The organism is Acinetobacter sp. YH12136, from assembly GCF_013418545.1.
Lineage (GTDB): Bacteria > Pseudomonadota > Gammaproteobacteria > Pseudomonadales > Moraxellaceae > Acinetobacter > Acinetobacter towneri.
Map to the genome: position 1 here is coordinate 253,860 of NZ_VPBV01000001.1, position 10,933 is coordinate 264,792.

General features: G+C 40.6%; 12 protein-coding genes. 2 read left to right on the forward strand and 10 right to left on the reverse strand.

Annotated features, from left to right (window positions below; all coding sequences use genetic code 11):
• Positions 1-158: 158 nt before the first annotated feature.
• The 9 genes from FTU71_RS01240 to acnD form a co-directional block, all read right to left on the reverse strand.
• Positions 159-1,091, reverse strand: a complete 933-nt coding sequence (locus FTU71_RS01240) for a DUF5660 family protein (RefSeq protein ID WP_179993672.1) — start codon at positions 1,089-1,091, stop codon at positions 159-161.
• A gap of 279 nt (positions 1,092-1,370) precedes the next feature.
• The gene (locus FTU71_RS01245; protein WP_179989200.1) at positions 1,371-2,036 is read right to left on the reverse strand and encodes an RluA family pseudouridine synthase; all 666 of its coding nucleotides are present in this window, start codon (positions 2,034-2,036) and stop codon (positions 1,371-1,373) included.
• Positions 2,037-2,201: 165 nt separating this feature from the next.
• Complete coding sequence (locus FTU71_RS01250; RefSeq protein WP_179993673.1) at positions 2,202-2,915, reverse strand: SIMPL domain-containing protein; 714 nt, start codon at positions 2,913-2,915, stop codon at positions 2,202-2,204.
• A 119-nt stretch (positions 2,916-3,034) separates the two neighbouring features.
• On the reverse strand, positions 3,035-3,286 hold the full coding sequence (locus FTU71_RS01255) for a DUF6868 family protein (RefSeq protein WP_179990539.1): 252 nt from the start codon (positions 3,284-3,286) through the stop codon (positions 3,035-3,037).
• Between the two features lie 562 nt (positions 3,287-3,848).
• Positions 3,849-4,421, reverse strand: coding sequence for a DUF4126 domain-containing protein (locus FTU71_RS01260; protein ID WP_179993675.1), 573 nt, complete (start codon positions 4,419-4,421; stop codon positions 3,849-3,851).
• Positions 4,422-4,528: 107 nt separating this feature from the next.
• Complete coding sequence (locus FTU71_RS01265) at positions 4,529-4,672, reverse strand: hypothetical protein (RefSeq protein WP_096901556.1); 144 nt, start codon at positions 4,670-4,672, stop codon at positions 4,529-4,531.
• Positions 4,673-4,802: 130 nt separating this feature from the next.
• Positions 4,803-5,222 carry a type II toxin-antitoxin system VapC family toxin gene (locus FTU71_RS01270; RefSeq protein WP_179993677.1) on the reverse strand — a complete coding sequence of 140 codons (420 nt, stop codon included), beginning with the start codon at positions 5,220-5,222 and terminating at the stop codon, positions 4,803-4,805.
• The gene (locus FTU71_RS01275) at positions 5,222-5,452 is read right to left on the reverse strand and encodes an antitoxin (RefSeq protein WP_004972406.1); all 231 of its coding nucleotides are present in this window, start codon (positions 5,450-5,452) and stop codon (positions 5,222-5,224) included. The genes FTU71_RS01270 and FTU71_RS01275 overlap by 1 nt, the downstream gene beginning before the upstream one ends.
• Positions 5,453-5,747: 295 nt before the next feature.
• A complete protein-coding gene (gene acnD, locus FTU71_RS01280; protein WP_179993679.1) occupies positions 5,748-8,354 on the reverse strand; it encodes a Fe/S-dependent 2-methylisocitrate dehydratase AcnD in 2,607 nt (868 codons plus the stop codon).
• Positions 8,355-8,611: 257 nt separating this feature from the next.
• Here acnD and FTU71_RS01285 point away from each other — a divergent pair, with 257 nt between their 5' ends.
• Together FTU71_RS01285 and FTU71_RS01290 are read left to right on the forward strand one after the other, a co-directional pair.
• The gene (locus FTU71_RS01285) at positions 8,612-9,334 is read left to right on the forward strand and encodes a folate-binding protein YgfZ (protein ID WP_179993681.1); all 723 of its coding nucleotides are present in this window, start codon (positions 8,612-8,614) and stop codon (positions 9,332-9,334) included.
• 190 nt (positions 9,335-9,524) lie between these two features.
• Positions 9,525-10,331, forward strand: coding sequence for a tetratricopeptide repeat protein (locus FTU71_RS01290; protein WP_026438287.1), 807 nt, complete (start codon positions 9,525-9,527; stop codon positions 10,329-10,331).
• Between the two features lie 164 nt (positions 10,332-10,495).
• Here FTU71_RS01290 and tnpA read toward each other — a convergent pair whose 3' ends face one another.
• Positions 10,496-10,894, reverse strand: a complete 399-nt coding sequence (gene tnpA / locus FTU71_RS01295) for an IS200/IS605 family transposase (RefSeq protein ID WP_004970281.1) — start codon at positions 10,892-10,894, stop codon at positions 10,496-10,498.
• Between the last annotated feature and the right edge of the window lie 39 nt (positions 10,895-10,933).

The following is a 10,933-nucleotide window of genomic DNA, read 5'->3' on the forward strand; positions in this document are numbered from 1 at the left end:
AATATATATCTGGCAAGTGACAAAATAGTGAATTCAACATAGCACAAATTTGCCCGAAGGACTCAATTTTCATCTCGTTTTACACTGACTTTAGTCTGAATTACCCAGAAGCTTGCTTTTACATGACACTACAATTGCTTTAAGCATTTGCAGCCAGTTTAATTTGTGGCATCTGACAAGATGCTTTCCTGTTTAAATGCCAACAGTAAAGCAGCAAACTTTAATTCTTCTTGTCGAAGTGTTAAGTAAGAGTCTAGAATTTTTGCGTGTCCAAATGCAGCCGCATAATGATTCAGCAAAGTAAAATCATCCTGCAAAGCTTGAAGCGATTCAGCCAGATTATGTTCAGTCAGCTGCGCCAAATATAAATCTGCTTTACTATTAAATGCTTGAGCCAGCAAAGTCACTGCCGCTAGACGGCGTTGCTCATCGACAAAAGCACAATGCGCAACTTCTTGATTTTTGACCGCATCTTGAATCTTGTGTCGTACTTGCTGCAGGTGTTGTGCTACATCACTATAGCCATAACCTTCAATCAGATCATCCAATAGCTGCTGTGCAGGCAACTGAAAAGCAGGCGTATGATGTTCAATTTTATGATACAGCGCGGTCATAATCTGTTCGAGTTGCTGACGTTCTTCAACCAAGTTATAAAAAGCACCCAATTGATCTTGTGCTGTTTTAAGCGTTTTGGCTTTGGTTTTTTGCTCATGCTCGGCTAAAAAATCTCGAACTTTTTCAACTTGTTGCTTGCACTGCTCCCGCGTATTTTCCGCTTCGGATTTAATCATTTCTACAAACATTTCTACTTGTTGGCGACGTTCTAATACATATTGCTCAACGTCTAAAATATGTTGATAGTGCTGCAAGGTTTCTAAACGACCTTTTAAACTGCCTATTTCGATGCGTAGCACAGTCAGCTGATGCTCTAATTCATTACTTTCCAACTCATCGGACGCTAAATTGGAGCGAGTGCGGTCTAAATTACTTTGTAAAGATTGAATGCTGGCAGACAACTCACGGCGGCGCTGAGATTGCCAAAAAATAATCACCACCAAAACAATAATGATTGCACCCAATATATACAGCATATAACTTCTCCCACCGCATTGGTCTGCCATATTTTAAAAAGTCATCTTCAGTTTTAAAGACGCTTTCTAACCCGCTTTGACAGCCCACCACACTCAAAAACACAAAATTTTAAAACAGCGAGTTATTCACTTCCTTCATTTATGCCAAGGCAAATGAATAACGATAGCTCTAAAGATACGTTAGCGAGTTAGCGGCACGAAGACTATCCCAATTTTTGAGTATTTTCACAAAAAAATTGAAAAATATTCGCCTGTTAGAAAAATTGAATCCCAAAATCTCTAAAAAGGAAGCTGTGCTCGAATTGCAACAGGAACTTGGCTTAAAGGTTGCGTGAAAGCCAAATAACTGGCATGCAGCGCCATCCGACCTAAAGTGCTTTTTTTCGGTTCAGGATGATATAACTTATCGCCTGTAATGGGATGTCCAATATATTGCATGTGTACTCGTAACTGATGTGAGCGCCCTGTAATCGGGGTGAGCAATACACGGGTAATATCTTCAACCGCACAATATTCCAAAGCCTGATACAGCGTTTGCGCAGGCTTGCCTAAATCGAAATGCACAATTTGGCGTGGACGGTTTTCCCAATCGGTAATTAAAGGCACATCGACACTGCCCTCACCTTCAAGTTTGCCTTGAATTAAAGCAATGTAGTTTTTTTCTACTGTTCGCGCCTGAAACATTTTACTCAATGCGACTTCTGCATCACGATGCTTGGCAAACATGAGAATACCTGAGGTCGCCATATCTAAACGATGGGCAATTTTTGCCTGAGGATAATCTGCGAGTACTCTTAAATATGCGCTGTCCTGATGTTCGGGCAAACGCCCAGGCACCGACAATAAACCTGCGGGCTTATCAATCACCAATAAATCGTCATCTTCATAGACAATCACTAAGGGTTCTTGTGGAGGTGCATAAATAAAGTTGTCGTTTAAAGCCATGAACATACAGCATGCAAAGCGGTGCGGGCAAAATATCAAGCACAGCCCAAACTGTCAATTCAGTCGGGCGATGTACTTTTTAGTGTAAAGATTTAGATTTTAAATTGGCTGAGTCTGCCAAGCTTAATCTGTCAAACTTAGTCTGCGAAACTTAGTCTGCCAAACTTAGTCTGCTAAATAGTATTCCACCGTAGACACCACACGTACTTTTTTCAAATATGGCGTGTTGCTGTCACGGTCTTCAATACTAAATACGCCCTGATTGGCCGATTTAATTTTGCCTAAACGACTGTCAGAATCTGCAGCAAATTTTTCTGCAACACTGCGGGCATTTTGTGTGGCTTGCTCAATCATGGCAGGTTTGATGTCATTTAGTTGCGTATATAAATATTCGGTGCGTTGCCCGTAATCCTCACCGCCAAAGGCAATACCATTCTTGCCTAAATCAACCAGACGACTTTGCGCACTTCGGACTTTATCTATACTTTTGGTATACACCGTAATGGTTTGATGCGCAGTATAACGCAAGGCAACATTACCATCTCCACCATATTGCTGGGCGTATTTATCGGTAATCACGGGTGCAGCAATGGTAATTTCTTCCGCAGCAAAACCTTCATTTTTCAAAAAGTTTTGAATTTGTGCAGTCTGGCTTTGCATGGTGTCATATAAAGCAGCCAAATCTTGACTGGCTGCGCTAAAACGAATGGGCCACACGGCTACATTGGCTTTTACTTCACGTTCAGACAAACCTTTGACTGAAACTACACGCTCATATTGTTTAATTTTAAGTGCGCTATTGCCTAAAATCCAACCCGCCAGCACCATCCCCAAACAAATTAGACCGCCTAAAATCAGTGCAGGTTTAAATTGATTCATGTTTACCAACTCCTTAAATTGCGGGCTTTTCGCCTCTATTTCGATGACCGTGTGTTTTTAATGTACTGTTTAAAGCGGTTGTTTCTATGCTTTTCGATGCTTGTTTATAGAGTTCTAAATCAAGATCGCATCATGTACAGCGCGATAAGTGGCGCGATATTCAATAGCAATACCCCAATTTTATAGACTGCCATGCCGCCATAATGAATGGCATCAAAACTTGCATCTGACAGTTTAAACCATCTGCCATGTAACTGTCGAAGCCAGTCATGCGCGAAAATCACCACCACAAGCCACAGCATTAAAATGGTATAGTTAATCAGTGCGCAGGTCAGTAATAAACGACACCAAAAATCGTAATCAACACTCATATCCCACCTAATTAGATGTGGATGATCATTACAAATTAACAGATTTAAACGAAAAACTTGATGGGAGTTTTGTAGCGGAAAGATGGTTTAAAATTCATTTAAGTCTTTATTTTTTGATAATTTTATTTCTTGATCTTGTTTTGTTTTTTATATTTTTAACAATATTCTTTAGGGTGTTAGGGAAAACAACTGTGGTTTACTTCAACTATCATGCTGGATAAGCCATGATCTTATAGCCTATAAACTTCTGGTTTATAGCGTCCTAAGCCGAATCGAGACCTTTTGGGTAAGTACTACACGCACGTTGTACGCAACTGGTAGCAATCTACTCTTTTCGATCCCCATCACACCCTTGAGATATATAGTAGTGATTTGAGGATGGGATTGTTTCCCCGAAATGATTTTATTTTGATTAATTTTTAAAATTTTTATCACTTTTTAAGTCATATTTTAAAAAATTTCCCAAATAGACATTTTTTATGCATTTAAATCATCAAATAAAGCTTAAATATTGAATTTATTACCATGATTATTTTCAAATGTTTTCAAACTGACCAAAAATCTATGTGGAGGATTCAACAACTTTCTTTTTGCCTCGAATCCAGCGAATTGCCCAAATTAAGGTCAGTAGCACTACAAAAACCACCAATATAGGCACAATGAAAGACAACACTGAAAGTACGGCAGCCCCAATCCACTCTCCTGTTGAAATTACAGGATTAGCAACACCGCCTGTGGTTGCGGTTGATACGCCACGTGCCGCAACTGTACTCATTTGCACCACACCCGCTGTACCGCCACCGACAATAATGGCCGAAGCCCAACTGGCAAATTGCGACATTTCGCCACTGCTTACAGCCATTGTGGTGAGTGTACCTGCAATCATGGCGGCAGGCGTTGCAACAGTGTCGAGCAAATTATCGACCCACGGCACATAATACGCAGCAATTTCACTGATTGTTGCCACGGTCAAAGCTAGACAAACAGCAGGCATCGCCAACCATTCAAAACCTTTTAAAGGTTCAAACCAACCCATGAGCGCCGCAACACTCATGACCAGCAAAGGCACAAAAACCCGAAAACCACTGGCAGCACTTAGCCCAATGCCGACACATAAACCGAGTATTGTTTCCATGTTGTACCTCATTGCCTTGGGTTTTCTTTAGGTAAAATAGCAAAAAGCCCCATCGGGTGATAGGGCTTTAGATTAAAAACAGGATCAGCTGTTTTAAGTCGTGTAGCTTAGGCAACCTTGTTGTTATATTCGGTGCCATGGCATTTGGTACACGGTGGTAGACGGTCTGTACCAATTTCTAAGTAAACGCGATGCCCGCATTGGACACAAAAATAGAAGCCTGTTCCTGGTTTATCACCTGCAGTTACCATCTTTGTTCTCCGTGTGGTTTAGAAATGGTCAATCCAGTATATCTATTCTGTGATGATTGTCTATTGTCCATTTTGACGGGTGATGAGGGCAGTTGGGCGAAGGATGATTTTTATAAAAAATCTAACTCAATTACAAAGGATTAGATACCCAGTTTTCGACTTTTAATCCATCGACACGAGTAAATTCTTTTTCGTTATTGGTGACCATGACCCAATGATTTGCACGTGCATGTGCTGCTAACCATAAGTCATTTGCGCCAATGATCTGCCCCTTAGATGCAAAGTTCTGGCGTATTTCTGCATAATGGTGTGCAACATTTTCATCCAATTCAACCACTTGAATCATTGATGTTAATTCATCTATGACTTTTAAAGCCTTTTCTTTATGTTGACTTTTTTCTGCACCAAAACGTAATTCTCCCAACGTAATGACAGAAATTAATATATTTCGATGCGGAAGATGTTTTTCAAAATACTGACGCACAATTTCAGTTTGGTATTTAATAATGTAAATACAAATATTTGTATCTAATAAATATTGTACTTGCATTAGAACATTTCCCGTTCTTGAGGCGGCAGATCTTCTCTTTCATCTGCATAAAAGTCATTTGGCATTTGGGATAACGCTTTAAATAACCGATCTACCGTGACTGGTTTTTCACGAAGAATCACTTCATCACCACGACGAAAGATTTCAACTTCTTTGCCTTCAAAGCGAAATTCTTTAGGCAATCGAATGGCTTGACTTCGTCCTGTCATAAAAACTTTTGCGGTAGTCATTGGGCTACTCCATCGTTTTTGATACATATCTTATGATAGGTATTTATTGGGTGTTTTTCAACCAAATAAACTTCTACTTTTAAATTTTATTGTTTTTGATAACTGCTGATTTTTTGAATGAAAGATACTTTTTAGAAAATTAAGTTAGGTTTACAAGGAGTTTGCTGTTTAATTCACAATATATTCATCTTCCAAAAAAAAAGACCTCACTTAACAATGAGGTCTTTTCTCAACAATAATCATTCTCTAACATTTCTTTAAAGAAGAAAAATTAAAGAAGATTCTTAAAACATCATCAAGCCACATTCCCTTCCAAGAAATCCTGCGCAAAGCGTTGCAATACACCGCCCGCCTCATACACAGATACTTCTTCTTCGGTATCTAAACGACAAGTTACTGGCACTTCAATTGTTTGGTTTTTACCATCATCCGTTGAACGCTCAATCACCAAAGTCAAAGTCGAACGTGGCGCAATATTACCAATCACGCTATAAAGTTCCGTACCATCCAAACCTAAAGTTTTACGGTTAACACCCGCTTTAAACTCAAGTGGCAATACGCCCATACCCACCAAGTTGGTACGGTGAATACGCTCAAAACCTTCAGCCACAATCGCTTCCACACCCGCAAGACGCACGCCTTTTGCAGCCCAGTCACGGCTTGAACCCTGACCATAATCTGCACCCGCAATAATAATTAACGGCTGCTTACGGTTCATATAAGTTTCAATCGCTTCCCACATACGCATTACTTCGCCTTCTGGCTCAACACGCGCTTTAGAACCTTGCTTAATTGTGCCGTCTGAACGTACCACCATTTCATTAAACAATTTCGGATTCGCCAAAGTTGCACGCTGTGCAGTCAAATGATCACCGCGATGCGTTGCATAAGAGTTGAAATCTTCTTCTGGCAAGCCCATTTTTGCCAAATATTCCCCTGCTGCCGAGTCTAAAATAATCGCATTCGATGGAGATAAATGGTCTGTGGTGATGTTATCGCCCAAAATTGCCAACGGACGCATATTGGCTAAAGTACGTGGCGCAGCCAATGCACCTTCCCAATACGGCGGACGACGGATATAAGTACTTTGTGGACGCCAGTCATATAGCGGACTTTCAGATTTTTCTGACTCACCCAAATCAAACATTGGGATATACACTTGGCGGAATTGTTCAGGTTTAACTGACTCTTTCACCAAAGCATCAATTTCAGCATCAGATGGCCAAATATCTTTTAAGTAAATTGGGTTGCCATTTTGATCGGTGCCTAATGCATCTTTTTCGATGTCAAAACGGATAGTGCCCGCAATCGCATAAGCCACAACCAATGGTGGAGATGCTAAGAAAGCTTGTTTCGCATACGGATGGATACGACCATCGAAGTTACGGTTACCTGAAAGCACCGCAGTCGCATACAAGTCACGGTCAATAATTTCTTGCTGAATCGCTGGGTCTAATGCACCAGACATACCATTACAGGTAGTACATGCATAGGCAACAATACCAAAGCCAAGTTTTTCTAAATCTTTCAGTACGCCTGCTTCTTCTAAATATAAAGCAGCGGCTTTAGAACCGGGTGCAAATGATGATTTCACCCAAGGCTTACGCACGAGTCCTAATTCATTGGCTTTACGTGCCAATAAACCTGCTGCTACGGTATTACGTGGGTTTGAGGTATTGGTACAAGAGGTAATGGCCGCAATAATGATCGCACCATCTGGCATTAAGCCATCGCTACGTTGCTCAACTACACCTGCAATGCCTTTTTCTTTCAAGTCTGCAGTAGATACACGCGCATGCGGATTAGATGGGCCTGCAATGTTACGCGTTACCGTTGAAAGATCAAAACGTAACACACGTGGATACTCTGCCTGAGTCATATCAGATGCCCAAAGACCAATTTCTTTGGCATAGTTTTCAACCAGTTTTACCTGCTCTGCTTCACGACCAGTCAAAGTTAAATAGTCGATGGTGTTTTGGTCGATGTAGAACATCGCTGCAGTTGCACCATATTCAGGGGTCATGTTGGAAATCGTGGCACGATCACCCACCGACATGCTGTCTGCACCTTCACCAAAGAATTCTAAATAAGCACCAACCACACGTTCTTTACGCAAGAACTCGGTTAAAGCCAATACGATGTCAGTTGCTGTAATACCCGCCTGACGCTGACCGACTAACTCCACACCAATAATATCTGGCAGACGCATCCAAGAAGCACGGCCCAACATTACGTTTTCAGCTTCTAAACCACCCACACCTACAGAAATGACACCCAAAGCATCAGTATGTGGCGTATGTGAGTCTGTACCTACGCAGGTATCTGGAAATGCCAGACCTTCACGGTTTTGAATCACTGGAGACATTTTTTCCAGATTAATCTGGTGCATGATGCCGTTACCTGCAGGAATCACATCTACATTTTCAAACGCAGTTTTAGTCCATTCAATAAAGTGGAAACGGTCTTCATTACGGCGATCTTCCACTTCACGGTTTTTACGGAATGCATCTGGGTCAAAACCGCCATATTCCACAGCTAAAGAGTGATCGACAATTAACTGGGTAGGTACGACAGGATTCACTTTAGATGGATCACCACCTTGATCGGCAATCGCATCACGCAAGCCTGCCAAATCTACCAATGCGGTTTGACCTAAAATGTCGTGACATACCACACGTGCTGGATACCACGGAAAATCATGCTCTTGTTTACGTTCAATCAACTGTTTTAAAGATTGTTCTAAAATTGCAGGATCACAACGGCGCACCAACTGCTCTGCAAGTACTTTTGAGGTATAAGGAAGTTTGGCATAGGCGCCTGGCTGGATATCTTCAACGGCTTGACGCACGTCATAAAAATCGAGCTGAGTGCCTTGCAGCGGTTTGCGGTAGTTGTTATTCATCTGGTATTCGCCCTTACTCTATTGTTCTCAACATCTTATGGGATGATTGTTTCCACCCGTCGAAAGCATTGTACGCTGCCAAAAACCCATTTCCCAAATCTTATATATTTCATATACTTAAATATAAAAATAGTGGTTTTTGCAATAATTAGTTACATTTCAAGTAAAATTCTTGCCTGAAAAATGCATTTTTTCTAAAAATAGCGCAAAATTGACCTCATTCTTTAGTCTTAGATTTCATTCTGAAAAGGGTTTTCATGCGCGATTTAGCTTTCTGTGCTTTGAGTTTAAACGGTGTAGATGCACAAAAATTTCTCCAAGGTCAGGTGACCGTCAATGTCGAAGCTTTGGCTGAAAATACAACGTGTTATACGGCTATTTGTAGTTTAAAAGGACGTGTGCAGTTTGGTTTATGGCTTAAAAAAATCTCGTCCGAATGTTTTGAAATCATCAGCACAGCCGACCAAGCCGAAGATTTAGCCAAACACATTAAAAAGTTTGGTGCATTTTCAAAAATGCAGCTTGAAACCATCGGTACGGTTTACCCAACCATTCAGGGCAATCAAACTGAATTTTCAGCTGAAGTGACTGATTTAAACGCATGGCAACTACAAGCGATTGAAACAGGTCAGGCATGGATTCAAGCCTCAACAGCAGAAGTGTTTCAACCGCAGGAATTGCGTTTGCATCAACGAGATGGCGTGCATTATGACAAAGGCTGTTATTTGGGTCAGGAAGTCGTGGCACGTTTATGGTTTAAAGCCAAACCAAAACATTGGTTGCATTTAATTCAGGGTTCAGGCGAAGCACCTGCACCTGCCGCCAAACTGAATAATGATGTGGAAGTGGTGAATAGCATAGCGACTGCAGAAGGTTTTAAAGCGTTGGTGGTTGCCAAACCAAGTGCTTTGGAAGAGTTAGCTGTACAAGTATTGGCTTTGCCTGAACATTTGAATGGCGATGTTGCACGTCCGCAATAAAATAGATTCCACCCGCTCAGGTTAAGGGAGTCGCAAGATTCCCTTCAAATGACAATGAAAAAAAAAGCATTCGTACACATTTTTTATATTTACATTCACACTTTTCAACTTATGATGAATGCACCACTGTAAAAACAAAACGCACATCAACGGAATGATGTGTAAAAGAGAACAAGGTACAACTCAAATGATGAAAAAACTACTCATTGCGGGTGCAATCGCCCTATCTAGCAGCATCAGTATGGCAAATAGTAACATTCCAACCGATCCTGCTTTTGCCAAAATTGAACAATTAATGCAAGCCAACAAGGTTAAAGATGCCTATCAGGAATTAGAAAAGCTTGCCAAAACAGGCAATGCGCAAGCCATGTATAACTTAGGCTATTTGACACAAACTGGACAAGGCACAGCAAAAAATGAAAAGAAAGCCATTCAGTTGTATGAGCAATCTGCCCAAAAAGGCTACCCTGTTGCGAGTTATGTTTTAGGCAAAAACTATCTTACTGGCGCACTGGGTTTAAAACAGGATGCTGCTAAAGCCAAACAATATTTACAGACGGCATCCAATCAGGGTTTTAATGATGCCACAGTCGATTTAGCCGTTTTATATTTCTCGGAAAATACGGCAGCATCTGACCAAAAAGGTTTAAAACTATTACAACCTTTAATTGCCAAAGATCATTATCAAGCCATACATGCAAAAGCCTTGTACGAAATTAGCACAGGCTTTAAAAACAAAGATGAAGCACCAATTAAGCAAGGGCTGCAAAGCATTCAAAACTTGGCGCAAAAGGGTTATATTCCTGCACTCATGGCAGTGGGCAATATGTTTGTGAATGGCAATATCGTGCCGCAAAACTTGCCTGAAGCGAAAAAGATTTTTGCCTCACTGGCACAGGAAAATGTAGCGCAAGCCAAAGAATCATTGGCTGTGGTTGAAAAAATGATGGCAGATCAAGCCAAAGCTTCCAACAAGGCAACCGCTAAGAAAAGTTAAGATAGTTTCTTTATAAAGGCTATTAATCAGAGAAATTTTAAAAAAAGTCTGTATCAGCATGGTACAGACTTTTTTTTATGATTTGAGCACTTCGATACCGTTGCTATCTCCAAGTGAAAGAGGACTCCACCCGTCAGTCAGGGTGGAGGTGAGTTTCACAAATTTCAACCTTGTTGATTCTGAATATATTGTTTGATTATTTCCAAAGGCGCACCACCACAAGACCCTGCAAAATATGATCTTGACCATAAAACAGGTTTTGTATAATTCCCTCTCAAGTCTAAAAACTCATTTCGCATTCTTCTACTTGTTACAGACTTTAAATTATTAACCAATTTGCTTAACTGTACCGTTGGTGGATACTGAATAAGCATGTGAACATGGTCGGATTCACCATTACATTCCTTTAATTCAGCATCAAAATCTTTACATATTTCAGTTGCACACTCATTGAAATATTTATGATGCAACTCACCTAGTATTTTTTTTCGATATTTCGTTATAAAAACTAAATGAACATGAAGATTAAAGGCTGAATGTCGGTTTTTATATATCTCACTCATTGAAAAAATATACCTAAAATGTTAGAATCAGCACCATAT

Bases quoted from the DNA above. Each gene is read 5' to 3' on its own strand.
- FTU71_RS01240 (WP_179993672.1), bottom strand. From the start codon at position 1,091: ATGCTGTATATATTGGGTGCAATCATTATTGTTTTGGTGGTGATTATT.
- FTU71_RS01245 (WP_179989200.1), bottom strand. From the start codon at position 2,036: ATGGCTTTAAACGACAACTTTATTTATGCACCTCCACAAGAACCCTTA.
- FTU71_RS01250 (WP_179993673.1), bottom strand. From the start codon at position 2,915: ATGAATCAATTTAAACCTGCACTGATTTTAGGCGGTCTAATTTGTTTG.
- FTU71_RS01255 (WP_179990539.1), bottom strand. From the start codon at position 3,286: ATGAGTGTTGATTACGATTTTTGGTGTCGTTTATTACTGACCTGCGCA.
- FTU71_RS01260 (WP_179993675.1), bottom strand. From the start codon at position 4,421: ATGGAAACAATACTCGGTTTATGTGTCGGCATTGGGCTAAGTGCTGCC.
- FTU71_RS01265 (WP_096901556.1), bottom strand. From the start codon at position 4,672: ATGGTAACTGCAGGTGATAAACCAGGAACAGGCTTCTATTTTTGTGTC.
- FTU71_RS01270 (WP_179993677.1), bottom strand. From the start codon at position 5,222: ATGCAAGTACAATATTTATTAGATACAAATATTTGTATTTACATTATT.
- FTU71_RS01275 (WP_004972406.1), bottom strand. From the start codon at position 5,452: ATGACTACCGCAAAAGTTTTTATGACAGGACGAAGTCAAGCCATTCGA.
- acnD (WP_179993679.1), bottom strand. From the start codon at position 8,354: ATGAATAACAACTACCGCAAACCGCTGCAAGGCACTCAGCTCGATTTT.
- FTU71_RS01285 (WP_179993681.1), top strand. From the start codon at position 8,612: ATGCGCGATTTAGCTTTCTGTGCTTTGAGTTTAAACGGTGTAGATGCA.
- FTU71_RS01290 (WP_026438287.1), top strand. From the start codon at position 9,525: ATGAAAAAACTACTCATTGCGGGTGCAATCGCCCTATCTAGCAGCATC.
- tnpA (WP_004970281.1), bottom strand. From the start codon at position 10,894: ATGAGTGAGATATATAAAAACCGACATTCAGCCTTTAATCTTCATGTT.